This window comes from Bacillus sp. Bwzl_19 (assembly GCF_054900515.1).
The window spans coordinates 2982206-3008302 of sequence record NZ_CM142729.1; the positions used below are offsets into that span (position 1 = coordinate 2982206).

Genomic DNA, 26097 nt, shown 5'->3' on the forward strand with positions numbered 1-26097 from the left:
CCCCCTACATGTTTTTTAAATCGGCAACGGAATAATATTTCACTTTCCCGGACTTTTTCGGCTTGATTATCATAGGAATTACAAACGTATGGGCCGTTAATGCCGCGGCCACCCCGTCTATTTTGCGATTCTTGGATTGTTTCGTAGGCATCCAGTTATTATTGCGATCTTTGACCATTCTTACATTGTTCAGATACCAACGGAAAAGCTTGTTATTGTTAAAAATAACCTTCCCGTCTAACATCAGTTCTTTAAAGTTCTGCATTGGGCCACCAAGCGTTTTAAAGCCTTGAATTACTATTTCCGTTTCAAACCCATGTTCTTCAAGAGCTGCGTTTAAAAATAACGCTTTGGACTTGTCGTAACCAATTTTCTTTATCTTGTACAGCTTAGATTTCTCAATAAACCAATCCAAAACAACCTCGTAATTGACGTATTCAGCCTCCGGGATAATGGTCAGATATCCTTTTTTCCTCCATTCATCTAACCGCTGTTGATTATTGTCCCGGTTATATCGGGCTTCTGGTATCCATGAATGAGTTAAAAAGAATATCTCCCCGTTATCAAGCGGAAATTCTAAACAAGCGCTGGTAAAATCCTCAGTTTCGGACAAGTCATAACCGCCGACACATTCCCGGCCCTTCAGCAAGTCAATGTCAATTTCTTTGTTATTTTTATTGATCGTAGCAACATCAACAAATGACAGTTCATCCACATCACTGAAAATATTAAATTGCTTTGTTAACCAGTCGGCCAGCTCCTGCGGGTTTTTCCTATCCTTTTTGTAGTCTGTCACGAGGTTTACAAAGTCCATAAGGCCAATGTTTGGATTGGCTTTTATCCACATCCGCGGATCGTCCGCCTCTTCCGGCTTGTCCAGCTTCGCCAGATAATAAAAAGTCCGTTCGTCTAAATCATCTTCAAGGTTTTCAAGGCATTCTTTTCCCGCCTCAAAGAAATTCATTAACGGCCCATCTAAAACGTAGCCGGCAGTCGTGATATAAATAATTAATGGCTGCTTCCTCATACCCCTTGACTTTTTCATGACATTGATTAGTGCATAATCCACATATTCGTGAATTTCATCAAATACAGCAAAATGAAGATTTTCCCCATCTTTATTATTCTTTTCCGCTGACATGGCTTGCATTGTGCATTTCATAGTTTCGTAACGAATCTCACTTCTTAATGCCTTAAAACGTTTGTCTAAATATGGGGAATTCTCAATCATTGCCTTTGATTCATTGAACAGAATAGATGATTGTTTTTGTGAATTAGCCAGAACGTAAACATTGGCCCCGCGCTCTCCGTCAAAACCCAACATATAATTAGAAGTACCTGAGATAATCGTTGTTTTCCCGTTCTTCCGGCCAACAAAATCCACGGCCTCACGGTATTTCCGAATTCCTGTATCTTTATGAACCCATCCAAAAATGGAGCCGATGACAAAATGTTGCCATGGCTGCAGAACAAGTTGATCGTAGTCACCTTTCGATGGCCTGCACTTCTTTTCGATAAACCTGACAGGGCGATGCCCTTTCTCTTCATCAAAAATCCAAGGAAAATCATCTGTACCCTGCCGCTCTAAATCTCTCATGTGTCGTTTAGCAGCTAAGATATTTTCCTTTGATGCCGGGATTGACCCATCTATAAGCCGCTCTGCGTACCATGTTGTTAGTAATTCGGGATAAGGCTCTACAAGGATGCCGCCCCATGATTGTTGTTCTGCTTGATAATCAGCCCACCACTTGGTAAGCTCCGAATAACTCATGTCAAGCAAGGGTTTAGAAGTCATCTTCTTCCTCTTCTTCCCCGCTCTCCAAGTTAATTGCTAATTTTGCACGCGCTGCCGGCGACAAGCCTAAATCCGAACCATACGTCCGTAGTTGCGCCGCCATATCTTTTTTACGCATAATAAAAGGGTTGGGTTTTCCATCAACCCACAACCCATATTTTTTAATTTGCCTTTCAAATGAAATGTATTGAGAATACGCGTCACAATAAAAGGCTAAATGTGTGATATCGGCCTCATTGATCAATTCCACTTCTAAAAGAAGCTCAGTCAGCCGCTTAAATTCCTTTTTTGCAGTAGCAGACAACCAGGAAGGCGGTTCGATATTTTCGGCCCTCATTTTCATTTTCTCTTCATTTTCAATACGTTTTTCTAATTCGGCTTTCGTATAGCGGCTTTTATTGCCGTCTAATAATGTAAGTTTGGCACTTTTTGCAGGCATAGCCACCGTTTTCACCCTCTTTCGAAAAAAATTCATTTTCACCCTTTACAAATTGCGGCCCCCGATATACGATAAACCCAAGAGCATCAAGGCTTCGGCCGGGATGCTCTCTTCTGTTTTTCCGGGGCGAAAAATCTTCAAAATCGAATTTATTGTATAGGAAGGGGCATACCGTTGTTTGAAAAGCGCATTGCCCCATGTTTAAAGGGTAGGGGGGTATGTTTCAGCGTTTTTTTAACTGATTTCGTTGTTCCCGTAGAATTTGAAAACATTTTCGTTGCGTTTTTTCTTCTTCTCCCCACCACTTCTTTCCGGGTGCTCCCTGTTGTGGCACTCTATACAGATCGTTTCAAGATTATCAAGATCAAACGCCCGGCTCGGATCATCCCTTAATGCAGTGATATGGTGAACCGTATTTGCCTCCGTTATCAATCCACGACGACGGCACTCACAACACAAATAGCCGTCCCTTATCAGAACGACTTTCCTTACTCGCTTCCAGCGTGCTGTATTATAGATTTTGTCTAATTCGTCACGTTGCCTTGCCATACTTATTCCTTTTCTGATTTACCTGAACAGACTACACACGACAAGCAGAAGAACGTGAGCGAAATAAACCATGACGTCTCAAATGGATGCGCATAAATTGTTTCCATGCTCTACCAACATAAAAAGCTTCTATGGATAGCGGTTTGGGCGTTCGCATCCTTTCAGCCGCACACCTTAGATTCTTTCCTAATTCCTCAAAGGCTTAATTAATTGTTTTCATGTAATCCCTCCAATCATATTCTTTCTAAACTGCCCCCCGTCCTCAGACTGTTAACCGCCATTCGTATTTCCGAGATTTATTGGAAGCAGTTTGCAGAGAATATAAAAAAGCAGGCTTAAACACCTGCTTTCCCAGTTAGCTATTAGGCAAGTCGATTTTTGTTGGGCTACTTGTCCAAGGTTTACCCATCGGCTTTTTATGTGCTTTATCTTCAAAAAATTGAGTTGTAGTATATTGATACCATGAGTTAGTCATTGCACCTTTTTCATACAAATCATATTTGTAATAAGCATCAGGGATTCGTTCTTTGGTCCAGTAAGCAAACAAGACACCTGCAGCCTTAGCACCCCATCCAAGCCCAGGAATTGTTCCAAATAAAGATCCCACTAAGGTGACTGCATTTTTAGACTCTTTTGTATGACCAGACACCGTTCCAACATACTTATATCCTGCCTTTGGTTTCGCGGCCATTGTTGTGAATGTATCTGTCGCTGATGAATTTTGAGTGCCATTTGCTATCTCTGCTTTCTTTTCATCAAAATCATAGTTCAAACCTTTTTGTACTTCACCGTCCACTTTAACAGTATGATCTTTTGCATTAAGCACAGCTTTGTGTTTCTCACCTTGTTTAGCGTATTGAATCTCCACTAGTTTGCCGTCATCCTTAATTACTTCACTTGTGATTTTAAAATCCTTATTTAACTGTTCATAGGAAGGTGCTTGAATGCTTTCAGCAAACGCAGAACTTGTTGGTAAAACTGTACCTGAAGCGATTGACGCAGCCAAAACCCCGGCCAAAAATTTTTTCCTTTTCACTTACTAATCCCCCTTAACGCACCCTAAGAATCAGCCCGACTGACTAACTGTTTGACTTTATACGCGATAACAGCAAGATAAATTACGATAATACAAATCAACGCACCTGTTCCAAAATTAGTTTGCGAAAATAAGTAAACACTTACCCCACCGAAAATAATGTACATAATAATGTCAAAGATAATTTTCTTATTAGTCATTTTGATTTCTCCAATCTGCATAATTCCGGGTGCTTGTTTTTAAGTACACCCACATTATATGAAATATTTTTTCTACTTGCAACTTTCTAACAATTTGTTTTTTTCTTGTACTAGCTGTAAAGATAATGATTTATTAAAAACATGTTAACACATTATTAGAGGCGGAAAAATGGTAGAGCATAATAAATGATTCTTATTAACTACATGGAAACAAAATCAGTAAATATCAACGACTGATTTACCGGAAGCAGTTTACAGAGAATATAAAAAGCGACCTCCATCGGAAACCGCTCTCAGCATCATTTATTTTTTGGGAGAATATAAATGCCTAATTCTTTATACCAGATAAGATCATCCTTAGACGGTTTGTCCTTAGTCACAACTCTCACCTCCCACAATATAAAAGCGTCATTCTATAAGACGACACTGAATATTTAGTACATATTTCTATTAGTTATTATCCTTGTTTTATGATTGTTCTGGGTTTCGAGCCGTCCCAAGGTGAAACGACCCCATCCTCCTCAAGCCGCTCCATAAGTGTTGCAGCATTCACATAACCGATTCTGAACCGCCATTGCAAGATAGACATAGACATTATTCCGTTTCCGCATGGATCAAGCATTACCCATTGTTTTACTTCTTCGTAAGACGGTTTTCCGATGCCGCTCATATTATCCCTCCAATAGAAAAAGCGCCCTCCCGATTGGGAAAGCGCCTGCCTGTTTATTACCTATTACCATAATACCTTATCTAAAACAAAATGGTGTGCCGTTATCGTGCCATCTTTCTGCCAAAATCGTTTTAGTACATTCCTTTTTGCTCTGCAGCAGTCATCCCGCTCACCCCTTCATTACTTTGTGTTGTTCTATCAAACCATGCCTTTCTCTTCTAACGCTGAACCTGTTGCGCCTCTACTCATGCCGCTCACCTCCTGTAACACGATAATACCACGAAAAACGCCCAAATTTTCCATTTATCCACACAATCCACGAATTACCCATATGTTATATACTGTGCAACTGCCCGAAGTGCCGCCAACCCTTGCCCCTGCTGTTTTCAAGCCATATCCCTAAAATGAATTCCACACTCACTTTTTGAAGAGAATCAATAAAAATAAGCAGAAAAAAAGACTCATCTTGTCGATTAGATGAGTCTGCTTATATTTTGAATTTCTTCATGGCATTGTTCATGGCATCCTGATTAATCCCGATGTATCGAAGGGTTGTCCGCTGGTCAGAGTGATTAAAAATCTCCTGCAGCATGGCAACGTCTTTTGTTTGCTTGTAAAAATGGTATCCGAATGTTTTCCTCAGCGTGTGCGTGCCTATATCATCCAAATTGACATACTCAGCAGCAGCCCTCAGAATCTTATAAGCCATCGACCGGGAAATGGGCTTGTTGATCCCTTCGCGGCTTTTGAAAAGATATTCGTGATCTTCTTTCCCCTCAATATATGCTTTTAATTCTCTTTGAAGTTCCGGCGTCATTTCAATTCTCTTTTTCTTTTTGGTTTTCTTCTCTATAAGGTTGAAATACGGCCGTTTGGCGTCCCTTACTCTCAGTTCCAATATATCTGATATGCGGAGACCTGAATTTATCCCGGTGACAAATAGCATGTAATTCCGCTCGCTCTGTTCTTTTAGAAACCGTTTGATATAGAAAATGCATTCCGGGTCCCTTATCGGCTGAACAAAATTCATTCCGGCGCGCCCCCGTCCTTATAGACTTCCACGCGAAGAGCAAAGGCCAGCCGGTAAAATGCTTTTGCTTTCGTCCGGTAGTAGCTCCGCTGACTGAGTCTCATTTCTGCATAGACTTCATAATCATACATTTCTTCATTCTGCATGTAGAGCATGACAAGTATTTGCCGCTCCTTTTGGGAAAGCCGGTTAACCGCTCTTTGCATTCTCTTTAAAAACCGTTCCCTCTCAATCTCCCAATCCATGCGTTTTAATGCTGCGTCTTCTGTGGAGGAATGAAATTCATTCGAAAAGCTGGGCGGAACAAGGCTGTATGTTGCGGTCACTTTCGGCAAAAAATCTTCCGGCACTTGTAGTAAGTACATGCGATATTGTTCGAGCAGCTTTTCAGCTTTCATTCTCGTAGCTTCTTCGTCAATTTGAGGTATGTTCAGTGTCATTTGATTCATCAAAAATCCCTCCCGTTATTATTTCTGTCTAAAAGCTCCACCACGGCCTCTTTTATATGTAGGCCTGTTTACACCCATGAGGTACTCCAACTCTCTCTCAGTAAGCTTCTGCGGCTTTTTTTCGATACTTTTGTGTGACGATGGCTGTTTTTCTTTAAAATCAATGCTCAGCGTGGCGTTTTTCTTCGTTTTCATGCCGTCCCTCCGTTCAAATAAAAAACGGACACCAATCAGAGCACAGTGATTCTGTGCAATGATCAGGTCCGCAGGCTCTCCGTCTTGGACTTATTTAATTTTCTGAGCTAAATTACTGGTATCATTCGTCCGCCAATCATTTCTGCAAGTGAATTAGCTGTGTCATCGGCGGGTTCATCCCATAGAAGCGCATCTTTGGCTTTATCAGTAGTCAGCAATGCAATTTCTCCGGTACTAGAATAAAACCTATAATCTTTTACGTGGTTTCACGCGCAGCCTTCATTTCATTGAATCCTTTGACAACTTGTTTGATCTTTGGATTGTCGTCAAACGCTTGGATCGTTTGGATAGCCGCTTCCAGATAGACTGCCTGGTCAAGAGTTTCTTCAAGTGCGTGCTGCAACCAGCCGCGCAGATCATAGGCATTAACTTGGACGGGCTGGCCGTACTTGGCAAGCCCCTTTTCCTGTTGTGCGTTTAATTTGCTGATGACGGCTGAAATGATCGGGTTGTCGGTGTGGTTCATCAATACCCCTCCTGCTGCCGCTGGTGATTGATGGCGTTTTTGTCCATGTAAGCCGCTTCGATTTGCTCCCATTTAAAACCGAGCTTGCTGCCTAATTCAAAGAAAGTCGTAAATAAACTGATATATGTCCGCTTTTCTACATTGCTGAAATGGAATCCGTAAGCAATGGATAGCAAGCAAGAGAATGTTTTTGCTGTACCAAACCCTTTTTTAGAAATTAAATGCTGCGCGACTACATCATCTATGGTGTCAGTGTCATTCCAGCCAAGCCGGTTCCCGATGCTCAAGATAAAATGCAGGCAGTCCACGTATTCCTCAAGCAGTGGGTTTTTATCACGAAAAGCCGTTACATCACCCACGTTACAAACAGGACATATTTCATAATCCGGATCTAATAAGTGTTTAAAATCATCTTTGTTTAAATTTTCTCCGCAATAGTGATTTTCACATCGGAAAAAGGCTGCGTTTTCAGGATTCGCACCAACATTTGTTGATACTTTTGTTCTTGGCTTTTGGTTATTACTCCAATGCTTAAAGCCGCGCCATTCATTCGCACACTCGGCCAGCTCCACCTGTAGAGCAAGAATGAGGTTTGGGAGCAAGTCCTGCCCCTCAAGCCCCTTTTCTTTGATGATCCGATCGTCAAGCACCTTTTGCATTTCAAACATTTTTTGTAGATTCATGATTCAACTTTCTCCCTTCTCCGTTTACGCGGAATGCCTATTTTTCTTGCATGATAGAAATAAGTATCAATACATTTGAAACCGAAATGCTGTGCAATTTGGAAGTGTGTCCAATTCTGGTTACGAAGCTCCGTCCATTCTGCCAGAGTAAACAGGCGATACGGTTTCTGGATTACTATCCCGTTAGCCTTTTTCCAGACGGAAAGAGTGGATGGAGAGCAATGGAGTTCCTCTCTCGCTATTTCCGTATCAGACATACCGCGTTCACGAAGCTCTCGATATTGCTCCTCTGTGAAGCCGATGTCATCAAGTAAAGTCACACTATTCCCTCCTAATTAGCCTTTAGTCTTGTAAACTTGGTCATATGTTCACTTACGCAGAATTCAGGAAGGTTTGCCCTGACAAGCTGCTCGGCGAAGGGCGGCGGAACTGCGTTACCACATCGCTCAATCTGTTTCTTTTTCGAATACGCTACACCGTTTATATCTCTATCAATCACGTAATTAGTCGGGAATCCCTGAGCCGCAAATAATTCATGAGGCTGAAGCATCCTCATCCCAATGTCGGCGATCTGATAGTTTTCACCTTTAATCGTGACCAGGCCGAATCTGTCTTTTGTGGTGACTGTATGCAGAGGGTCACTGAGAGCCTGCCCCGTATCTGACCCGTAATATTTCGTCAGGAAAGCCCTGACTTCGCCAACGTGCAGGCCACCCGCCGTTATTGTTGGCATTGGGTTCGTCACCGTTTGGCCGTCTCTGCATGTGCCGCGGAGCTTGATCAAGTGACTTGTGGCAATGGCGAATTTATTGCCGCCGGCCGTTATGGTGCCGAGTGGTTTTTTCAGATCGAGCACCCGCCGGCCTTCCGGATCGCCGTATCCCATTTGAATGAGTGAATTACCGCGCTCCCCTATAACAAAAGGTTTTTTACTGTCAATGACAAAACGTTGTATACCTCGAGCGATGCGCCGCATTGTATTTTCTGAAAGAGGCTTTTTCCTGTTGAAAATTGACGGCGTTTCCAGTGACCAGTCCATAATCTCGGAGGCAGTCCGCCACGGTTTAAGCTTTCCGGACTTCACTGTCGCACTTTTTGGATCGCCATGTGTCGGCTCGGGCCATATGATCGGCCGCCCGTCACGCCGAGCGATTAAGAACAGCCTTTTCCGTATTGTCGGGGCGCCGTAGTCGCACGCCTTCAGCTCTTTCCATTCGACTTTATATCCGTGTCTGTTTAACGCTCTGACAAAGGAACGGAACGTATATCCTTTTTTGTCCGGGTCCGGCCTTCCATCTTTCCCAAGAGGCCCCCACGTTTTAAATTCTTCGACGTTTTCAAGAATGATTACCCGCGGACTTACCGTTGCCGCCCACCTGACCGCTACCCATGCAAGCCCCCGGATGCTCTTCTCAACGGGTTTTCCGCCTTTGGCTTTTGAAAAATGCTTGCAGTCCGGGGAGAACCAGGCTAAACCAATCGGCCGCCCCTTGGCTGCTTCCCTCGGGTCTACTTCCCAAACAGACTCACAATAATGTTCTGTATCAGGGTGGTTTACTTGGTGCATGGCGATGGCCGCCGGATCATGGTTAATCGCAATGTCCACCGAAAGCCCGGTAGCCAATTCAATTCCGGTACTGGCTCCGCCTCCGCCCGCGAAGTTATCAACAATGATTTCTCTGAAAAGTCCCAGTTGTTGTTTGATCATCCCGTCACCCCATCAAGCCCGGCAGGACACAAACAGCGAAGAAGAAAAGCCCCACGCATGCCCCGACCAGCCAGATATTAGTTTTATCCCGTTTAGCGATAATGGTATGGTCGCCGATCATTTTTAGATCGTCAGACCGAGCGACAAGCGTCGGGATGTAATCCGGGTGAACCTTTAAAAGCTCGGCCGCCTGCTCGACGGTCATTGCTTCGTCCTTCGTGGCCTTCACATTCCGTTGTAGTTCGACTTGTAATGGCATCACTCCGCAGCCCCCTCCAATGCTTTTCTGGCCGTTTGCCCTCCGTCGAGTTCGACAGCTGGTGGACAGTCCTCGAATTCTTTTGTGTAATTCGTCTCCTTCGCATAAAAAGTCAACGCTTCTTTCATCTGCTCGTTTTTAGTCTTCTGTTGCCGAACCTTCCCCTGTTCCATTCGCAGTAAGACTTTCATATTCATTAGTTCATCCGATATTTTCGCGGTCTGGGTTTCGGCTCTCCGCCATTCATCGAGATGGTTGCTGGATTTCTCATGAGCTTGTTTTAATTCCCCTCGTAGCCGGCTGATCTCTTCCTGAGCCTGCCGAAACTGAATGACCGTGACATCCTGCTGGCGCTGGTGCTCCCGATTCATAGCCTGCTGCATGATTAACTCTTCCGCGAGCTTTTCGGCTGCTGCTTCCAAAGAGATTTGCTCCGGTGTACTGGCTGTCGTTTTCGAAAGGGTGCAAATGTAAGAGCCGGTATATAAAACCTCACCTTTTGACAAATTGATTTTGAATTCTTTCATGCCCGGGCCTCCCGGTCTAAAAGACATGTTTTGCATACAACCCATTGAGCTGAATAATATATTTTTCCGCAACGTTCACACTTGCGGGCAATTTCATTTTGATACATGTTCCGTTCCTCCCCCGCAGGGGAAAACCCCTGCTAATTGAATTTATGGCCGATCTCGTAATCACAACGAGCCAGGCCGCCTTTTACTGTTTGAATGATTGTTTTACCGTGTTCGGGTGCCTCAACGACATACGCGGCGTTTTGATTGCCGTCTAACACGATGACAGACACCTTCCCCGGCTCAATAAATTGAGAAACACTTGTATTTTGATTGAGTGATATATGTTTTGGCTGCATGTTCAAAGCCTCCGTATGGTATAATAAAAGTGTCGAGTTTTTATTTACCATACGGTGGCGGTTGCTTTAGCGGCCGTCCTTACATCCAATAGTTTGACGGGAATAGCTGTATGCCAACCTTTGGTTTTTCCGTCGGAATGATTGGGTGTTTTTTTATATACTCAAGGCGTTCTTCTTCGCTCATCACCCGTGTTGTAACTTCGCCGTGCCGACGCAAGTTTTTATTTTCTGTCATGGTGCTGTCCTCCTATTCTTTGTTCATGCCTTTGATTTGAAGATTATATAAGCGCTCAAGCTCTTCATCTGTCTGGCGGTTTAGAAAAGCTCTGCCAAAAGAGCCGATAAGCAAAAGCCATTCAATTAAATGCTCTCGTTCTGCCTGTCCCAAACGTCTGCCACTCCCTTCATAATCAGCATTTGTAAAGCTGCGTTCCGTACCTCCGGGGCGCAGTCTTCATAACGCACGATGACCATAAGTTGCTGGACCGTTGCTTTTTCAAAACGGAAGCTTTTGCTTGTTGCGTTCATCTTCTGACGCTTCCTTTCCGAGCAAGCCGGATTCCCGAGGCTCTATGAGGTCTTTTTTTGCTTGGTCGATGATAAGAAATAACGTTTCGTCTTCATTCCGTTTCAGCTCTTTTGCTATGTTGAGGTAAGACTCATCTGCCGCCCATAGCTCCCGGAAACGCCTGATTTCGCTGTCATAAAACATGAAGTTTAGGTCCTGAAAAGGGATATACACCGGGCTTTCTTCAAACAAATAGCGTAGTCGGTACATTTTATCTTTCATGGTTTTCTCGGATATTCTAATTCTTTTGTTAGCGCGTAAACCGTTCTTACGGGCGGGCAGGACGTTTTTTCTTGCAAAGTCCATGACCAGCAAAATGATTTCATCCGAATCCCTGTTTAATAATTCCGACATATCAAGAATTGATTTCCCGTCATGCCAGTATTGAACGACCTTTTTTAGCTGGACCATTGACCATTCATAATTCATATCTTCCAAAGCCAGTTCGAACCGTTCGGCATTGACCGCCTGACTCATGCTAAACACTCCCTTTTGTAATTCATATAGCGGTGAACCAGTATGAGACGGTGCTCGTGCTGTAAGTGCTCTAAGACAAGCCAGTTCTCAATGGTCAGGCCGTTTGCCTTAATGATTGCCTTTTGTGCACGCGTCGGAGATTTACCACGTCTCACACTGCATCCCCCCTAAAGTTCTGATAGTCTGCTATTTTTTGATCAAGAACCTTGATAAGCTCGTCTATTTCTTTTTTGCGCTGGTCATCCGTTAATTTGCGTTCAGGGACGATCTGCAGCACGCCGGGCATGATTGCCTGTATCAACTGTTTTCACCTCCTTAAAAGGACAGGGCGGGCGCAGTGCGGCCTTTTCTTTCCTTCTGTTTCTCTTCAAATTTGACTGTTTCCAAGTGAGCCGTGAGCCGGCTGACAACTTTTTTGTCATAAAGTTTAGTCAGAGCTATGCCTGATAGATTAGTTGTAACGATTGTCAGTTTGCCTTGCCGCCCCGTAGAGACGCCATACCATACGCGATGAATAAAATCATTTGCCGCCCTGTTTTCGTTGTCTGTGTCGCCCACCTCGGCCCCGAGGTCGTCAATGACAAGATAATCAACCCTTGTCAGCAGTTCGATCGCAAAAGCTTCGGTAAGCCTTTCAGAGCTGTCCTTGAATGAGTTCTTTATTCGCCTCATAAGGGCGTCACTGTTTACAAACAACGCTGATTTAGCGTATCCTTCCGTGTCCCTTTTGTTCAGCTCTTTAATGGCTGACATGGCAAGATGGCTTTTTCCTGCGTTAGATTCACCTGTTAAGAAGATGTTCATGACGGCTCCCGCCTTCACTTGCTTAACAAGCTCCATCATTCGGCGCTTGTTCCGCTCGTCTTCATGGTTATAACTTTGAAATGTTGAGAATGTCGCTTCTTTGAGTGTGGGATCAGCTATTAATGAATACATAGATAAAACCTGTTGATCCATCTGGCGGCGCCATTCCTCAGCCTCTCGCTCGACTTCGTTGTTGCGTTTCTCCCTTTCGCACATGGGACACTTTGCGGAACCGTCCCGCAGTTTAATGAACTGCACTGGATACGGCTTTTCTTCTCCACCTATTATCCGGGTGTGTTTATCGCAGTAGACGGGGTTACCGTGCTCATCAGTATGGAATGTCATCCTGCGAGATATTTCGCTCTGGACTGCGGCCGCTTGTTCTTTTGTAAAATCCTTCATTCGCTGATCCTCCTTTTTGGTTTAGGTATGATTCAAATTTTGTCCCGAACAATGTTTCAGGGCGCAAAAATCTATTCATAGCAGGATCATTGAGCCATTCCTCAGTTTTTACTAGAATGACATGTTTAAAATCTTCAAAGCGAAAACCTTCGTTCCAGCGTGCCTTGATGTCTTTTTTTGTTTTTGGTGTAGTAGGTCGGTATCGTTTGCCCGCTACTTTGTTCAGCAGACCAATGATCAGTTTGTAAGGAATCTCGTCCTTTTCGTTTTTGGAAGAAGATGCGTCGTCGGGTTTACCCGACAATATATCTTTTAATTCTTCTTCTTCTTTCTTCTTTCTTCTTCTTGTTCGTTACCTTGCGTTACTGTAACGTTACCTGTAACGTTACTAGGTTGAGATAGCTGTAAAGCCTTTTGCTTTTCCCGATATTTAGCAACTCTTTTGCGTGTATCTTCCCTGATTTTATCCATCGCATCCACGTTCTGATGCTTTTCCCAATTGCAAATACTGATATAGTTCTGATCGTTAATCTCGATCATTCCGAACCGTCTAAATGTATCCAAGGCCATTCTTACAACCCCTAACGGTCGCGAGAAAATAGCTGCCAACATTTCATCGGTATATGGAACATTTTCACTAAGGAAGATGTATCCGGAGGCATTGGTTTTACCAGCTTGAGCAAGTAATTTAACCCATATAATTAACAAAGTGTCAGCTTCAGGCATCTGTTCAATAAGCTTGATCTTTTCGTCATCAAACATATGAGTGCTGAGCTTTACGAATTTAATTTCGCTCATTTAGCCCAACCCCTTCTGATTTCGTCAACGGCCAGACAGACCGCTTGCCATTTACAATTACTGAACCCAGAGCGTTGTCTTGACGATTGTTTGCAACTACAACCCCGCCAAGTCCCACCAATTTATCCACGGCTTTTTGGTGTACAGAAGCAGATTCACTGATAATGACCTGAAACTGGTTATACATCCATATTTGACTAACTAAAAACAACTCTTGCGTCCCCCTTATGATTTCTGAAATAACTCATCCAAGGTCCGGCCAAAGTAAACAGCTAATTTTTGACCTTCTGTGATTGTAAAATCACTGACTCCCTTTTCTTTCAGGTAATAGGTCTGCTTGTTAATGTTTAGATATTGAGCTACATCATTTTGCGATTTTCGTTTTTCTTTGCGAGCGATAAAAAGATTCAGATACAAAATTATTACCTCCCTATAAAATATACCTGACAGGACTATTAATACTCAAAAAAAATTCTTATACATAACTTTTTTTCCATTTGTTCAATAGCCTTTAACGTTGGATTTGCTTTCCCGCTCTCTATACGAGAGATATAAGAAGCAGTAAATCCAAGTAATTGAGCAAAATCATTTTGTGTCATTTTACGTTTTTTTCTTAATTCCTTAATCATTTGTCCAAATTCATTAAGACGAAATATTTCAATCACACCCTTTTTAATTCCTGTCAGGTATATTTTTAGGTTACCACAGAGGAATTTTTTATACAAGAGTTTTCCAAAAAAAATTTCTTGTGAGGAATACCCTGTGATATAATTACCTATAGGTAAGAGGGTTATTTTAAAAAAAAAAGCGGGTGTTTGTTATGGAAAATCTAAAATTAGGGGAAGCTATACGTCGCCTTAGAAAAGAGAAGAAGAGAACCATAGAAGAAATGGCTGCTTCAATAGGAATTACGCAAAGTTATCTTTCACGCATTGAAAGAAATATACAACAACCATCAATGCAGGTTATAGAAAATATCGCTGATTATTTAGGCGTTCATAAATCATACTTGTTTTTTGATGAAGAGAGTCTGAAAAAATATTCAGAACCTGAAAAGCAACTTCTCGCTCAAAAGAGTATCACGATAGATGACCTTAAAAAGTTAAATATTGTTCATGATAACGGAAGTAAGATTACAGAAGAAGAATTACAAATGGTTATAAACTATTTGAAAGAATTAAGGGAATTAAAAGAACGGCATTTGAAAGACCTAGATTAACCAACTTTAAGTTTTTTTGTGTCTGCATTTTTCTACTTTTCAATTTCCTTTTTCAAATTCCCGATGATGTTTTCAAATGAAATGTGCATGATGTTTCCCCTTTCAAAAAGAACGCTTGTTCCCATTATACTTAATATCAATTTCAAAATAAACACTTTTTCAAGAATTTCCTGTTTTCGTTTTTTTTGAAAACAGGAAATATCCCCGAAAAGTACGAAAGACGTTGCCCGTTACGGCAGCGTCTTTTTTTAAAAAATTATATACTTTTCAGGTGGCAATGATTTATGCTCCTACTCTAATCTCGGCAGTTTGAAATTCGCCTTTTGCTGTATGAGTAAAACTCACATTGGTATAAGAAAGAGCCAGTATACCGAACACTAGGGATAGAGTTAATAGCATTTTTCTCATTTGCAACACCTCCTGATACTAAATATTAAAATTAAATCCTAATTTTATCAAGTGTATTTTTGGAAGTGTTGCTCTGAATTGGTCTTGTTGCTGTGAAAAAAAATAAAGAGATAACAGTAGTTTCTCCGATGATGCCTCTTCCTTACCATCAAACAATAAAGCATATTTTTTGTAATTGTCATGTTTATAAAATTTATTAAGAGCCTTCTTTTTTGCCAATGCTTTTGCAAATTTAGTGACACGAAAATCCTCTGATATTTCTTTGTCCCAGTAACACTGAAGTATTGCTATTTCTTCTTTATTCTGAATTAATTCGTCTTCTCTGTCAGGGAATTTCCCAAGCAACTTTATGACTTCCATGTAGTAGTGATAGGAGGCAGAATAGGATTCGCAAATATATGATAATGCCAATATGTATAACGCCGTCATATTTAGATTGACACTAAGATTCTTTTCCAAAAGCGAGTGAGCTACTTCCCTCGCCTTATTAACATTGTTTTTCTGTTTCAAATAGATATTAACTAAAACTTCTTCAACGCGGGCCGAATAAGCCATTTTTAAGAATGGATCACTCAACTCAGAAATCAAGATTTTAATAGATTCTATTTGATATAGAGTTATCTCAAACCTGCCATTATAAAAATTACCGTACATCTCTAAGATATATAGTAACACCTTTGTTTCATCCGAATTTGATTTTAGTTCTTTAAGGTTTTCAATGTACTCTATATTTCCATCAGATAATCGAAAATCAAGGATGAATCTATAGATTTTTGACCGTAAGTCAGATTTTCCATCTCGGGCTATCTGATTTTTAATCAACGATTCAACGACCGAAAAAAGCCGTTTTGCATAACAATATTCTAAAGCTGCTGGGTAATTCTTCTTCTTCACTCCGCTTAAACAATATTGCTTTATCAATTCAGTTTCATTATCTGGGTCAAGATACCTTATGATCTCACGGACCATCCAAAAATTTATTTCTTTCCCGCTGAGAAACTTACTTAAATACCCTTCGCTTATGCCGATTTTAGCAGCAATCATATTCTGCTTTTCATCGGATGACTTTATCAATTCTTTTATATGAATACTTATATCTCTAGTTGCTACTGTTCCCATATGATCACCTTTTCAACTTAAATTTAACATAATCACAAAGAGAATTTTGTCGAACGGTGGCAGTAAAATTTAGAATTTTGCAATATTTCTAAAGAAAATTATTCTTCTGATACTTAATTATACCATAAATGTATATTAAAGTATAAGTATTCATACCTTTTTAGCATGATATTTCACCTCATATTCTTTTCAAAGAAAGGATCACATGCTATCTTATAAAGTAAAACTGAGTTCATTTGTCCTACGGTAAGGAGGGAATGTATGCCTGTTTATCCAGAAGAAAATAAGAAGACGTTTTATTTTGTATGCCGTGTACCACAGAACGATGGTTCTCTTAAACAAGTAAAACGGCGTGGTTTTAAAACGAAAAAGGCAGCAAAAGATGCAGAAAGAAAAATGTTGGTAAGCTATGAAGAACAGGGTTCATCAATTACATTTTCAGAAGCTGCTGAAACATATTTCACATGGTACAAAGCGAGACGAAAAACATCATCCATTAACGTAATCAAGAACATTTTATTCAATCACCTGATCAAAGAATTTGGAAATACTAAAATCGAATCAATCACACCTAAAAAAGTGATGCTATATCAAAACAAAATTATTGATTTATATTCCCCGGACTTTCTAAAAAAAATTCATTCAACACTTTCGGCGGTATTCAATTTCTCGATCAAGTTCCATAATACAAAAAACAATCCCGCAAAGGTCGCCGGGAATTTTGAAATGGAAGTAAACAAACGGTTTAATTATTGGGAATTCGATGAATTTAAAAGGTTTATTTCTGTAGTTGACGACAACTTATATAAAGCCTTTTTCTCGACTTTATATTTCAGCGGGGCGCGAAAAGGTGAATTGTTGGCATTGAACTGGGCCGACGTTGATTTCGAAAACAATTTGATCGACATAAATAAAACAGAATATAACCGAGAGGTTACCAAGCCTAAAACAAAATCATCTATCAGAATAATTATGATGCCTCAAAAAGTCATGGACTTATTAAAGGACATAAAAAAAAGCGCGGAAGAAACAGCGCCAGTCAAACCAGATTATCGAGTTTTCGGTTCATTCTATGATAGCATCGCAACCAGCACCATAGATAGACGGTATGAAAAATACATAAAACTGTCTGGTGTTAAAAGAATTCTGATTCATGAATTCAGACATTCTCATGCATCTTATTTAATCCATAAAAAAAGCAACCCGCTCATCATTGCTCAGAGGTTAGGTCACAAAAATGTGGCAGAAACTTTAAACACATACAGTCACCTTTACCCTTCAGCACAGAGGGAAATTGTAGACCACATGGAAAACGAAGAATTTTAAAAAGTGTTACCAAAATGTTACCGCAGTGCCATCGAAAGCTTTGAAAGCCTTGATAACACTGCGGTTTTGGCGTTATGTATGGAGACGGTGGGAGTCGAACCCACGTCCAGAAACATCGATTACTTAAGCGTCTACGAGCGTAGCCTGCATATTTCGTGTTTCACTCGTCTTCGTGCCTGCGGGCGGGCCTTCCGAGAGCTAGTCTGTCAGTCTCTTCTTACGTTCTCAGACGGGAACGCAAGCGTAGCCTACTTAGATGTGCTCTTCACGGACACATAGGCAATGTCAGGAAGAGCTCGCTGCGTTTATTAGGCAGCTAGTGCTAAGTTTTGGTTAAAACTTTTAGTTTTGCCAGTTATATTTAGGTGCGTGTTAACGAGATCGCCTCTCGGCTCGCAGCTCAAGCTCGATCCATCCCTGTCGAATCCGTAACGTCCCCTTGTTAAGGGTATACGGGAGATCTATCAAGCTCTTGCGCAACTGGCTGTACTGTTATTATATCATGACCACAGACAAATTCAATTGGGAATTACTTCAATAAACAGCCTGTGAATCTGATGTGTGAACAGTATAGCATAGGGCAGTCATCACATCAAGGCTCACGCATCAGAAGCCTTTTTGTCTGTCTCTGAACGCTCTTTCGATTTCTCTTTTAGCGTCTTTTCGTTTTAAATCTTCGCGTTTATCGTATGTTTTCTTCCCTTTACCGAGGCCGATTAATACTTTGGCAAAGCCGTTTTTCAAGTACAGCTTCAGTGGCACGAGGGAATAGCCCTTCTCTTTAGTCAGGCCGATCAGCTTATTGATTTCTTTCCGGTGCATCAAAAGCTTTCTCGTCCGGAGCGGGTCGTGGTTATAGCGGTTTCCCTGCTCGTACGGGCTGATGTGCATATTGTGGAGGAACACTTCGCCGCGCTCGATTTTCGCAAAGGAATCCTTCATGTTCACGCGGCCGGCGCGGATGGACTTAATCTCCGTCCCCTGCAGCACGATGCCTGTTTCATAGGTTTCTTCTATAAAGTAATCATGATTTGCTTTTTTGTTTTGTGATAATACTTTGCCTGATCCTTTTGGCATGCCTTATCCTCCTCTCTCCGCAAAAACCGTTCTGTGTGCGATACGCTTTATTTTAGCAAATGGAGCGTTCCGCGACAATGAAAATGCGGCTTGCGAAAGAAAGCAAACAGAGCATTTTGCCCCATTTGCTTTTCGCATTTACTTCTTCTTTTTGCGTTTTTGTTTCGGCGCGTTTTGGAAACCGCGTTTTTTCTTTTTCTTCTTCGGTTTTGTAAACCATTCCCCTTTTTCCTCCGATTTCGGCGGTGAAGCCGGGGTATTGCTGTTTAATACACGTTTCCGCGCCGGTCTGCCGCGTTTTCTGCGGTCGCCTGTTGTTTCTCTCGGACGGCGGGTGCCTTTCATGCCGACAATTTCAAAGTCGATGTTTCTCTCATCTTTATTGACGTCCACGACCTTGACCGTGATTTCATCCCCGATCCGGTAAACGTTGCCCGTGCGTTCGCCGATCATGGCGAAATGCTGTTCATCAAAACGGTAATAATCATCCGTCATAAAGCTGACGTGCACAAGCCCTTCAATCGTATTCGGCAGCTCGACGAACATTCCGAAATTCGTGACGGAACTGATCATGCCGTCAAACTCCTCGCCGATTTTATCAAGCATATATTCCGCTTTTTTCAGATCGTCCGTTTCCCGCTCTGCGTCAACGGCGCGCCGTTCCATCGTTGACGTATGGTCAGCGATTTCCGGGAGGCGTTCGGCCCATTTTTCTTGAGTTGCTTCGTCCGATTGTCCGTTGATCAAATACGTTCTGATCAGTCTGTGAACGATTAAGTCAGGATAACGGCGGATCGGCGATGTGAAGTGTGTATAAAATTCAGTCGCCAGCCCGAAATGGCCCAAGCTTTGCGGGTCGTATTTCGCCTGCTTCATGGAACGGAGCATGACTGTTGAGATCACTGTTTCTTCCGGACGGTCCCGGACTTCGTCAAGAATGCTTTGCAATGCGCGCGGATGAATGTCTCCGGCTGTCCCTTTGACGATATAACCGAATGTCGTGACGAACTCCAGGAACTTTTGCAGTTTTTCAGCGTTCGGCTCTTCGTGAATCCGGTAAATAAACGGCACGTTCATCCAATGGAAGTGTTCGGCCACCGTTTCGTTTGCGACAAGCATGAATTCCTCAATCAGCTTTTCGGCTACTGAGCGTTCTCTGATGACGACGTCCTTTACGGCGCCTTCCTCATCGACGAGCACCTTCGCTTCTTTAAAATCAAAATCCACGGCGCCGCGGTTCATCCGTTTCGCCCGGAGAATTTCCGCCAGGCGTTCCATGTCTTTAAACATCGGGACGAGCGGCTCATATCTTTCTTTCAGCTCAGCGTCGTCTTCTGTGAGGATTCGGTTGACATCTGAATAGGTCATTCTTTCCGTCGTTTTGATGACGCTTTGGAAGATCTCGTGCTCCGTCACCTGTCCCTGCTGGTTGATTGTCATTTCGCAGGAAAGCGTCAGGCGGTCGACCTTCGGATTTAAAGAACAGATTCCGTTAGACAGCCTGTGCGGGATCATCGGGATGACCCGGTCTACCAAGTACACGCTTGTCCCTCTTTCCAGCGCTTCTTTATCAATCGGGGAATTCTCCGTGACGTAATGGCTAACGTCGGCAATATGGACGCCGAGCTTGTAGCTGCCGTTATCAAGCTTTGTCACGGTGACGGCGTCATCGAGATCCTTCGCATCCGCGCCGTCAATGGTGACAATGACCTGATCACGGAGATCACGGCGGTCTTTTATGTCTTTTTCATCGATGGTGTCGGGCGTACTTGTTGCCTGCTCCATCGCTTCGGCCGGAAAGTCTCCCGGCAGGCCGTGCTTATGGATGATTGATAAAATATCAATGCCCGGGTCATTTTTATGGCCGAGTATTTCAACGATTTCTCCTTCGGCGTTCATTCTGCCTTCAGGATAGCTTGTCAGTTTCACGACGACTTTATGGCCTTCCGCAGCGCCGTTATTGGCATGTTTCGGAATAAAAATATCGCTCGTGATTTTTTTATCATCCGGAATGACAAAGCCGAAGCTTTTCGTTTCTGTGTATGTGCCCACGACGCGGTCTATGCTTCTTTCCAGAATTCGGATGACAGTGCCTTCCTGTCTCGATCCGCTTGACTGGGAGTTGAGCCGCACCATGACGATATCGCCGTTCATGGCCGTATTCAGCTCATTCGGCGGAATAAACACGTCGCTTAATGAGGTATCTTCCGGCAGCAGAAACGCGAAGCCCTTGGCATGCGCGGAAATTTTTCCTTTTACTAAATTCATTTTTTCCGGAAGCCCGTAGCGGTTGCTTCTGGTGCGGACGATCTGACCCGTCTCCTCGAGCGCCACCAGCGCTTTTACCAGCTCTTTAAATTCTTCGGCTTCCGTGATGTTCAGCATCTCCTCAAGTTCCTGAACGGTAAGGGGCTTGTACGCCTCTTCCTTCATGAACGAGAGAAGACGGTCCATAAACGCTTCTTTTTCCATTATCCGACCTCCTGTTTGTTACCAATCGAGTTTCTCTAAAAATTCGTACACATCCTGATGAACGAGGTCCCGTTCTTTGTCCAGCGTAATGACATGTCCTGACTCTTCATACCATTTCAGCTGTTTGTCGTCCGTTTCCACCTCGTTGTAAATGATGTTTGCACTTTCTGTATTAATCATATGGTCATGCCGTGCCTGAACCACAAATGTCGGGGAATAGATCATGTCGACGTTTTTGCGCACATCGGCAATCAGCTCCTGAAGCGATTTGAGCGTATTCATCGGCGTTTTTTCAAACTCCTTCATTTCTTTTTCAATCTGCTCCGGCTGTTTTCCTTCGAATTTCTTATAATTGCGCGCGTAGGAGAGAACTCCTTCGTACATAACCTCTTCACTTTTAATGTGCATTGGCGCACACATAGGTACAATTCCCTTTATGGGTACAGTGTAACCCAATTTCAATGAAAAAACCCCGCCAAGCGACAGTCCGCAGGCCGCAATGTTTTCATAGCCTTCAGACCGTAAATACTCATAACCGTCCATGACGTCTTTCCACCAATCTTTTGGTCCCGTATGTACCAGCTCTTCCGGCGGAACGCCGTGCCCTTTATATTGAGGCGCGTGGCAAGTGTAGCCGCGCTCATTCAAGTAGCGGCCAAGCATTCTGACATCTGCCGTATTTCCCGTAAATCCGTGCAGCAGAAGCACCGCTTTGTCTCCGCCTTTAAATGTAAATGGTTTTGGTGTCACAATTTTCATGCTCATAACCCCTTTTTTGCACATTCAATTTAGTTTTCCACAGTTTTGCGAGAAACAAACGCGGTCTCTCAACAAGAAAAAGGCCTGATATTAATCAGACCTTATACAAACATTGCCTTATACGATATACGCAAGCGAAATCGTTAACACGAAAAACAAGACTGCCAGCACAACGGTTGTGCGGTGAAGAATCAGATCAAGGCCCCTTGCTTTCTGTTTTCCGAAAAGCTGCTCCGCCCCGCCTGAAATCGCACCCGATAAACCGGCGCTTTTGCTGGATTGAAGCAATACGACAATAATAAGTGCAATACTGACGATAACCAATAAAGTAATCAATAATGTGTGCATCCCATACACCTCCAGACTGACTGGCCTACATTGCTTCTATTTTACATGAAAAGCAAAGGCATGTCACGCCGTATCGGTACACATCATGTCAGAAAAAACGGAAATGTGTTTGTCTTTCAATTGTTATTGACTTTTGTCAACAAAGTCGTAGTAAAAAAGATCTTCAAATTTCATGTCAAAGTAATAGAGCATTTTTCCGATGACCAGCTGGCCCGGCCTCCGCTCTCCATTCAGTACACGGCTCAGTGTGGCGGGAGATATTCCGATCTCCAGGGCGAGCTGGTTTAACGAGTAGTCATTATTGACCATATATTGCAGCACATAATCTCTTCTGATCTGTATCTTTTCGACCACTTTCTTCACCTTCCGTTCTGTCAAATACTTTCTTTCTTATACATAACCATACGGCTTTTGTTAACTTTTGTCAATACTTTTCCAGCCTTCCTATTCCCTTTAGTCAATAAACATACTAGAATATAAATAGACCGCGGGAGGGGGAGAGATTGTGGAAAGCTTCGGGAAACAATTACGGACATTGCGGGAAAAACGGCATCTGACAGTGAACCAGCTGGCAACGTATTCAGGCGTCAGTGCCGCGGGAATCTCGCGGATTGAAAACGGCAAACGCGGGGTGCCGAAACCTGCAACCATTAAAAAGCTCGCAGATGCGTTAAAAATCCCGTACGAGGAACTGATGCAGACGGCGGGATACATAGAGACCGTTCAGGAAACGGGAGTCTCGTACGACACGGGCTGCACCTTGCTGGAAAAAGCCGAAACGTATGAGTTGCATGATTTATCCCTTTTGGAGCGGGAGAACTGGCGGCACCTGTCGAAAGAAGACCTGGTTCTGCTAGATAAATACTTTGCGTTCTTATCCGCGGAAGCCAAAAAAAGAACAAATGAAGACTCATGACTTTGCACATGTGAGGCGATCCTAATGAACACATTCGGAAAGCAATTAAGAGAGCTGCGCCGCTTACCGTTAATCAGCTTGCCGTCTATTCCGGCGTCAGCTCGGCGACCATTTCAAGAATTGAGAACGGGCACCGCGGCATTCCTAAACCCGCGACCATTAAAAAATTGGCGGACACATTAAAAATTCCGTACGAGGAGTTAATGGCGCGGGCCGGACACATCAAGTCATTTCAGGAGGAAATCCGCGAGGCCCCTGAGAGCTATCAATCCATATACGCAATCTATCAGACGGCCGTTGCCAGAGGCGCGGAGCATCTGCCGCTGTTTGATAGCAAAAAATGGCAGCACTTCACAAAAGAAGATATTGAAAGCGTCAGCAAATACTTTGATTTTATTGCGGCTGAAGCGAAAAAGCGCTCCCCGGATTCCTCATCCTCTTTTTGAAACCCTCCCCAACTTAACAAACGCCAGACATACGTTCCCTCGGATTTTGCGGTATAATAGCAGAAGACGAGGTGAAAAAGCATGAAGCAATCAGAAATGTGCCCCAGATTTGAAAAGGCAGTCGACATCTTGAGTAAACGCTGGGTCGCTCTTATCGTCTTTCAGCTATTGAACGGACAGCAGCGCTTCAGTGAGATTGAGGCAGCGCTTCCGAATTTAAGCGGCAGAGTTCTGTCAGAAAGGCTGAAAGAACTTGAAACAGAAGGTGTGATCAAACGGGAAGTCATTCCGGAAACGCCTGTCCGCATTGAGTATTCTTTAACGGAAAAAGGCTGCGCATTAGCCCCTATTTTAGAGGAAATTTCCAAGTGGTCTTCACAATGGATTGATCCTTCCTGATAAAATCTTTTCCGCATAAGCGGCTGGTCTCTCAAACGGACAGCCGTTTTTATTTTTTCCTTTCTTAAACAGGAAAACAAGCCCTCATGCGTGCAGGGCTTGTTTTTGTCTGATGCCTTCCAGCGGAATTCGGATCTCCGCCCGGGCACCTCCAGACTTCTTATTTTCAAGTATCAATTCCCCGTGATGAAGATGTACGACATGATGGGCGAATGTAAGCCCCATGCCGTGATGCCCCGCCGAATGTCTGCTTTTATCTTCCGTGTAAAAAAGCTGTGTCGCTTTTTTCAGCGCTTCCTGCGAGAACCCGCTTCCGCTGTCGGATACGGCAATACTGAGTGCGTTATCGGTGCATAGGACGTCCACACGGATTTCTCCTCTTTCCGGCGTGTAGTCGACGGCATTCGCCGCGATATTCATGACCGCCCTGCGGAGCAGTTCTTGATCAATCGGCGCTTCTTTTCGGTCAATGCCCCGCTCACTGAGGACGAGATCAATCTGTTTCGGCCCCGCAAGCGCCGCCGCGTCACGATATATGTTTTTAGCCCACTCTTTGAGATCGGTATATTCCAGATGAACAGCAACTGCCTCCTCCGCTTTGGAAAGCTGAATCAGCTGCCCGACATATTGCTCGATTTTGTTTCCGGCATCAAGGATATACTGCGTGTATTCCGTCTGCTCCTCATCAGGTTCTGTTAACTGAAGCAGCTCGGCATTTCCTTTAATAATCGTTGCCGGAATTTTAATATCATGCGCAAGCGCGCCGATCTGTTCCTTTTTTATCCGCTCCGCCTCCCATTGTGCCGCCAGAGATGCCTGAAGCGCGTCTTTCATTTTCAGCAGAGAGTCAATGACATCGTCAAATTCCTTTATCCGCGGCCTTTTTGGATTGATATTTAAATTCTGTTTTTGAATGCTTGCCGTGATGGAACTGAGTGTGCTGAAATGCCGTCTCAGCTGATTGGCGAATCGCGTCGTCACGATAAATACGGTTAACAGAAGCAAAGTGATCAGAATGGCAAGACCCGTCCATTCATAATTCGGCAGATAGCGCCTTAGTAGCGGCGACTGAAATTCCGACCTGAGTGAATATTGGAGAACGCAATATTCATTTTTCCGATCAACCACCATGAATCCTTTTTGAGCATAATTAAAATACGGCTGATGCTGGATCTTTTTTCTGGCGTTGGCCGCGTCTTTTTCCGTCATCGTTCCTTTCGTCATCCGCTTTGTTTTTTTATCAAAAACGGCGTATGTCATACCTTCAGGGATCATGTCTTCTGTTATCTTTTCCGCCGATTTCAGGCGGGGCTTGATTTGTTCCGCCTCATGCTCGCTGTAATTTGCCGGCAGGATCGCTCCGGCATTCAGGGCAATGGCATTTAAGGCGACGCATAATGCCGCCACTCCCATCGTGCTCAGACACAGCGTGATGGTAAATTTGACAAGCTCTTTGCGGATGCTGGATTTTCCTTTTGCTATTCCCATTTGTATCCGACACCCCACACCGTTTTGATCGGATCAGCCCCGTGTTCTTTACATTTTTTCCGGATGGTTCTGATAAACTCCGTAATGGTTGAATAGAGCGCATCGCCGTCCAAGCCGTACACTTCCTCGTAAATCTGCTCCCGTGAGAATGTTCTGTTTTTATGCTGTGCCAGAAATTCTACGATTTTATATTCGTTTTTCGTAAGAGGCAGTTTCCGGTCATCCAACCATACTTCTTTATTGTCAAAATCAAACATGAAGCCTGATATCAGACGTTTCGTCTGACGCTTTTCCCGACTTTCCCTTCTGACATGCGCGTTTACCCTTGCCATCAATTCTTTTACGCCGAACGGCTTTGTGATGTAATCATCAGCGCCTGTCATGAGTCCTTTCACAATGGATTCTTCGTCAGACTTTGCCGTTAAAAACAGGATCGGGCTGTCCACCAGCGGCCGAATCCTCCGGCAGAGTTCGATACCATCCGTTCCGGGCATCATGACATCAAGAAGAATCAAATCATAGCCTTGAAAAAAATCCAATGACTGATCTTCCGCTTTTTCCAGAATCGTTACTGTATGCTGATCACGCTGTAAAATGTTTCTGATCAGAACGAGAATATCTTTTTCATCATCTACCGCTAAAATGTTTGCCACCGGCCGAA

At 43.3% G+C, this 26097-nt stretch carries 38 protein-coding genes, 1 other RNA gene and 2 pseudogenes; 5 read left to right on the top strand and 36 right to left on the bottom strand.

The features are described from left to right. Nucleotides 1-4: 4 nt before the first annotated feature. The 26 genes and pseudogenes from ACW5MY_RS15855 to ACW5MY_RS15980 form a co-directional block, all read right to left on the bottom strand. Nucleotides 5-1795, bottom strand: coding sequence for a terminase large subunit (locus ACW5MY_RS15855; RefSeq protein WP_289393761.1), 1791 nt, complete (start codon nucleotides 1793-1795; stop codon nucleotides 5-7). Next, complete coding sequence (locus ACW5MY_RS15860; RefSeq protein ID WP_412095952.1) at nucleotides 1785-2234, bottom strand: phage terminase small subunit P27 family; 450 nt, start codon at nucleotides 2232-2234, stop codon at nucleotides 1785-1787. The genes ACW5MY_RS15855 and ACW5MY_RS15860 overlap by 11 nt, the downstream gene beginning before the upstream one ends. 234 nt (nucleotides 2235-2468) lie before the next feature. After that, nucleotides 2469-2783 (bottom strand): HNH endonuclease, encoded by a 315-nt coding sequence (locus ACW5MY_RS15865; RefSeq protein WP_289393919.1) that lies wholly within the window; start codon nucleotides 2781-2783, stop codon nucleotides 2469-2471. 355 nt (nucleotides 2784-3138) lie between these two features. Next, nucleotides 3139-3819, bottom strand: coding sequence for a hypothetical protein (locus tag ACW5MY_RS15870; protein WP_014418639.1), 681 nt, complete (start codon nucleotides 3817-3819; stop codon nucleotides 3139-3141). Nucleotides 3820-3842: 23 nt separating this feature from the next. Beyond that, nucleotides 3843-4019 (bottom strand): hypothetical protein, encoded by a 177-nt coding sequence (locus tag ACW5MY_RS15875; protein ID WP_017418372.1) that lies wholly within the window; start codon nucleotides 4017-4019, stop codon nucleotides 3843-3845. 457 nt (nucleotides 4020-4476) lie between these two features. Then, complete coding sequence (locus ACW5MY_RS15880; RefSeq protein ID WP_289393920.1) at nucleotides 4477-4689, bottom strand: DNA translocase FtsK; 213 nt, start codon at nucleotides 4687-4689, stop codon at nucleotides 4477-4479. 487 nt (nucleotides 4690-5176) lie between these two features. Next, complete coding sequence (locus tag ACW5MY_RS15885) at nucleotides 5177-5719, bottom strand: tyrosine-type recombinase/integrase (RefSeq protein WP_038458303.1); 543 nt, start codon at nucleotides 5717-5719, stop codon at nucleotides 5177-5179. Next, nucleotides 5716-6168, bottom strand: coding sequence for an ArpU family phage packaging/lysis transcriptional regulator (locus ACW5MY_RS15890; protein WP_017417278.1), 453 nt, complete (start codon nucleotides 6166-6168; stop codon nucleotides 5716-5718). Before ACW5MY_RS15890 ends, ACW5MY_RS15885 begins: the two co-directional genes overlap by 4 nt. Before the next feature lie 18 nt (nucleotides 6169-6186). Further along, nucleotides 6187-6363 (bottom strand): hypothetical protein, encoded by a 177-nt coding sequence (locus ACW5MY_RS15895; protein WP_166460971.1) that lies wholly within the window; start codon nucleotides 6361-6363, stop codon nucleotides 6187-6189. Nucleotides 6364-6619: 256 nt separating this feature from the next. After that, entirely contained in the window at nucleotides 6620-6889 is a 270-nt protein-coding gene (locus tag ACW5MY_RS15900) for a hypothetical protein (protein WP_289393921.1), read from the bottom strand. After that, nucleotides 6889-7572, bottom strand: coding sequence for a dUTP diphosphatase (locus ACW5MY_RS15905; protein ID WP_017417267.1), 684 nt, complete (start codon nucleotides 7570-7572; stop codon nucleotides 6889-6891). The genes ACW5MY_RS15900 and ACW5MY_RS15905 overlap by 1 nt, the downstream gene beginning before the upstream one ends. Further along, complete coding sequence (locus tag ACW5MY_RS15910; RefSeq protein ID WP_017417266.1) at nucleotides 7569-7892, bottom strand: hypothetical protein; 324 nt, start codon at nucleotides 7890-7892, stop codon at nucleotides 7569-7571. The genes ACW5MY_RS15905 and ACW5MY_RS15910 overlap by 4 nt, the downstream gene beginning before the upstream one ends. Before the next feature lie 11 nt (nucleotides 7893-7903). After that, on the bottom strand, nucleotides 7904-9280 hold the full coding sequence (locus ACW5MY_RS15915; RefSeq protein WP_014471503.1) for a DNA cytosine methyltransferase: 1377 nt from the start codon (nucleotides 9278-9280) through the stop codon (nucleotides 7904-7906). A 4-nt stretch (nucleotides 9281-9284) separates the two neighbouring features. After that, nucleotides 9285-9542 carry a hypothetical protein gene (locus tag ACW5MY_RS15920; protein ID WP_015387923.1) on the bottom strand — a complete coding sequence of 86 codons (258 nt, stop codon included), beginning with the start codon at nucleotides 9540-9542 and terminating at the stop codon, nucleotides 9285-9287. Continuing rightward, nucleotides 9539-10066, bottom strand: a complete 528-nt coding sequence (locus ACW5MY_RS15925) for a hypothetical protein (protein WP_390184218.1) — start codon at nucleotides 10064-10066, stop codon at nucleotides 9539-9541. The genes ACW5MY_RS15920 and ACW5MY_RS15925 overlap by 4 nt, the downstream gene beginning before the upstream one ends. A gap of 140 nt (nucleotides 10067-10206) precedes the next feature. Further along, complete coding sequence (locus tag ACW5MY_RS15930) at nucleotides 10207-10410, bottom strand: XtrA/YqaO family protein (protein ID WP_024085436.1); 204 nt, start codon at nucleotides 10408-10410, stop codon at nucleotides 10207-10209. A gap of 79 nt (nucleotides 10411-10489) precedes the next feature. Beyond that, nucleotides 10490-10645, bottom strand: coding sequence for a hypothetical protein (locus ACW5MY_RS15935; protein ID WP_164971932.1), 156 nt, complete (start codon nucleotides 10643-10645; stop codon nucleotides 10490-10492). A 12-nt stretch (nucleotides 10646-10657) separates the two neighbouring features. Further along, complete coding sequence (locus tag ACW5MY_RS15940; protein WP_014721586.1) at nucleotides 10658-10798, bottom strand: BH0509 family protein; 141 nt, start codon at nucleotides 10796-10798, stop codon at nucleotides 10658-10660. Nucleotides 10799-10906: 108 nt separating this feature from the next. Further along, nucleotides 10907-11455: a hypothetical protein gene (locus ACW5MY_RS15945; RefSeq protein ID WP_289393922.1), complete on the bottom strand. Its 549-nt coding sequence runs from the start codon at nucleotides 11453-11455 to the stop codon at nucleotides 10907-10909. Beyond that, nucleotides 11452-11610, bottom strand: a complete 159-nt coding sequence (locus ACW5MY_RS15950) for a DUF6906 family protein (RefSeq protein WP_164971933.1) — start codon at nucleotides 11608-11610, stop codon at nucleotides 11452-11454. Before ACW5MY_RS15950 ends, ACW5MY_RS15945 begins: the two co-directional genes overlap by 4 nt. Beyond that, nucleotides 11607-11756 carry a type VI secretion system contractile sheath protein TssC gene (locus tag ACW5MY_RS15955; protein WP_160331354.1) on the bottom strand — a complete coding sequence of 50 codons (150 nt, stop codon included), beginning with the start codon at nucleotides 11754-11756 and terminating at the stop codon, nucleotides 11607-11609. The genes ACW5MY_RS15950 and ACW5MY_RS15955 overlap by 4 nt, the downstream gene beginning before the upstream one ends. 14 nt (nucleotides 11757-11770) lie before the next feature. After that, on the bottom strand, nucleotides 11771-12604 hold the full coding sequence (locus tag ACW5MY_RS15960) for an ATP-binding protein (RefSeq protein WP_165625868.1): 834 nt from the start codon (nucleotides 12602-12604) through the stop codon (nucleotides 11771-11773). After that, a pseudogene (locus ACW5MY_RS15965) lies at nucleotides 12588-13459 on the bottom strand (phage replisome organizer N-terminal domain-containing protein). Before ACW5MY_RS15965 ends, ACW5MY_RS15960 begins: the two are co-directional and overlap by 17 nt. Next, the gene (locus ACW5MY_RS15970; protein WP_330937738.1) at nucleotides 13446-13670 is read right to left on the bottom strand and encodes a hypothetical protein; all 225 of its coding nucleotides are present in this window, start codon (nucleotides 13668-13670) and stop codon (nucleotides 13446-13448) included. Before ACW5MY_RS15970 ends, ACW5MY_RS15965 begins: the two are co-directional and overlap by 14 nt. Before the next feature lie 14 nt (nucleotides 13671-13684). Next, nucleotides 13685-13876 carry a helix-turn-helix transcriptional regulator gene (locus tag ACW5MY_RS15975; RefSeq protein WP_047936206.1) on the bottom strand — a complete coding sequence of 64 codons (192 nt, stop codon included), beginning with the start codon at nucleotides 13874-13876 and terminating at the stop codon, nucleotides 13685-13687. 38 nt (nucleotides 13877-13914) lie between these two features. After that, nucleotides 13915-14124: a helix-turn-helix domain-containing protein gene (locus tag ACW5MY_RS15980; protein WP_330937737.1), complete on the bottom strand. Its 210-nt coding sequence runs from the start codon at nucleotides 14122-14124 to the stop codon at nucleotides 13915-13917. Nucleotides 14125-14279: 155 nt separating this feature from the next. On the opposite strand from ACW5MY_RS15980, the gene ACW5MY_RS15985 reads away from it, so the two are divergent. Continuing rightward, on the top strand, nucleotides 14280-14678 hold the full coding sequence (locus ACW5MY_RS15985; RefSeq protein ID WP_047936207.1) for a helix-turn-helix domain-containing protein: 399 nt from the start codon (nucleotides 14280-14282) through the stop codon (nucleotides 14676-14678). Nucleotides 14679-14960: 282 nt separating this feature from the next. Here the strand turns inward: ACW5MY_RS15985 and ACW5MY_RS15990 are convergent, their stop codons facing one another. Further along, nucleotides 14961-15086: a hypothetical protein gene (locus ACW5MY_RS15990; RefSeq protein ID WP_254900092.1), complete on the bottom strand. Its 126-nt coding sequence runs from the start codon at nucleotides 15084-15086 to the stop codon at nucleotides 14961-14963. A gap of 18 nt (nucleotides 15087-15104) precedes the next feature. Continuing rightward, nucleotides 15105-16205 (bottom strand): AimR family lysis-lysogeny pheromone receptor, encoded by a 1101-nt coding sequence (locus tag ACW5MY_RS15995; RefSeq protein ID WP_289393926.1) that lies wholly within the window; start codon nucleotides 16203-16205, stop codon nucleotides 15105-15107. A gap of 261 nt (nucleotides 16206-16466) precedes the next feature. On the opposite strand from ACW5MY_RS15995, the gene ACW5MY_RS16000 reads away from it, so the two are divergent. After that, nucleotides 16467-17531 carry a tyrosine-type recombinase/integrase gene (locus tag ACW5MY_RS16000; RefSeq protein ID WP_047936209.1) on the top strand — a complete coding sequence of 355 codons (1065 nt, stop codon included), beginning with the start codon at nucleotides 16467-16469 and terminating at the stop codon, nucleotides 17529-17531. A 76-nt stretch (nucleotides 17532-17607) separates the two neighbouring features. On the opposite strand, the gene ssrA is transcribed toward ACW5MY_RS16000, so the two are convergent. The 6 genes from ssrA to ACW5MY_RS16030 form a co-directional block, all read right to left on the bottom strand. Beyond that, nucleotides 17608-17970: a transfer-messenger RNA gene (gene ssrA / locus ACW5MY_RS16005) on the bottom strand. Nucleotides 17971-18137: 167 nt separating this feature from the next. After that, entirely contained in the window at nucleotides 18138-18608 is a 471-nt protein-coding gene (gene smpB / locus ACW5MY_RS16010) for an SsrA-binding protein (protein ID WP_003151688.1), read from the bottom strand. 138 nt (nucleotides 18609-18746) lie between these two features. Further along, the gene (gene rnr / locus ACW5MY_RS16015) at nucleotides 18747-21080 is read right to left on the bottom strand and encodes a ribonuclease R (RefSeq protein WP_014471033.1); all 2334 of its coding nucleotides are present in this window, start codon (nucleotides 21078-21080) and stop codon (nucleotides 18747-18749) included. An 18-nt stretch (nucleotides 21081-21098) separates the two neighbouring features. Continuing rightward, nucleotides 21099-21839 carry an alpha/beta hydrolase gene (locus ACW5MY_RS16020; protein ID WP_013353626.1) on the bottom strand — a complete coding sequence of 247 codons (741 nt, stop codon included), beginning with the start codon at nucleotides 21837-21839 and terminating at the stop codon, nucleotides 21099-21101. Nucleotides 21840-21956: 117 nt separating this feature from the next. Next, nucleotides 21957-22187, bottom strand: a complete 231-nt coding sequence (secG, locus tag ACW5MY_RS16025; protein WP_013353627.1) for a preprotein translocase subunit SecG — start codon at nucleotides 22185-22187, stop codon at nucleotides 21957-21959. 123 nt (nucleotides 22188-22310) lie between these two features. After that, nucleotides 22311-22496, bottom strand: coding sequence for a helix-turn-helix domain-containing protein (locus ACW5MY_RS16030; RefSeq protein WP_087920807.1), 186 nt, complete (start codon nucleotides 22494-22496; stop codon nucleotides 22311-22313). 196 nt (nucleotides 22497-22692) lie between these two features. Here ACW5MY_RS16030 and ACW5MY_RS16035 point away from each other — a divergent pair, with 196 nt between their 5' ends. The 3 genes and pseudogenes from ACW5MY_RS16035 to ACW5MY_RS16045 all read left to right on the top strand — a co-directional run bounded on the left by ACW5MY_RS16035 (nucleotide 22693) and on the right by ACW5MY_RS16045 (nucleotide 23948). Further along, nucleotides 22693-23103 (top strand): helix-turn-helix domain-containing protein, encoded by a 411-nt coding sequence (locus tag ACW5MY_RS16035; RefSeq protein WP_013353628.1) that lies wholly within the window; start codon nucleotides 22693-22695, stop codon nucleotides 23101-23103. A gap of 24 nt (nucleotides 23104-23127) precedes the next feature. Beyond that, a pseudogene (locus ACW5MY_RS16040) lies at nucleotides 23128-23549 on the top strand (helix-turn-helix domain-containing protein). Nucleotides 23550-23630: 81 nt separating this feature from the next. Continuing rightward, nucleotides 23631-23948, top strand: a complete 318-nt coding sequence (locus ACW5MY_RS16045) for a winged helix-turn-helix transcriptional regulator (RefSeq protein ID WP_013353630.1) — start codon at nucleotides 23631-23633, stop codon at nucleotides 23946-23948. A gap of 84 nt (nucleotides 23949-24032) precedes the next feature. Here the strand turns inward: ACW5MY_RS16045 and ACW5MY_RS16050 are convergent, their stop codons facing one another. Both ACW5MY_RS16050 and ACW5MY_RS16055 read right to left on the bottom strand, forming a co-directional pair. Further along, entirely contained in the window at nucleotides 24033-25436 is a 1404-nt protein-coding gene (locus tag ACW5MY_RS16050) for a sensor histidine kinase (RefSeq protein WP_013353631.1), read from the bottom strand. Continuing rightward, nucleotides 25427-26089, bottom strand: a complete 663-nt coding sequence (locus tag ACW5MY_RS16055; protein WP_013353632.1) for a response regulator transcription factor — start codon at nucleotides 26087-26089, stop codon at nucleotides 25427-25429. Before ACW5MY_RS16055 ends, ACW5MY_RS16050 begins: the two co-directional genes overlap by 10 nt. Nucleotides 26090-26097: the final 8 nt, after the last annotated feature.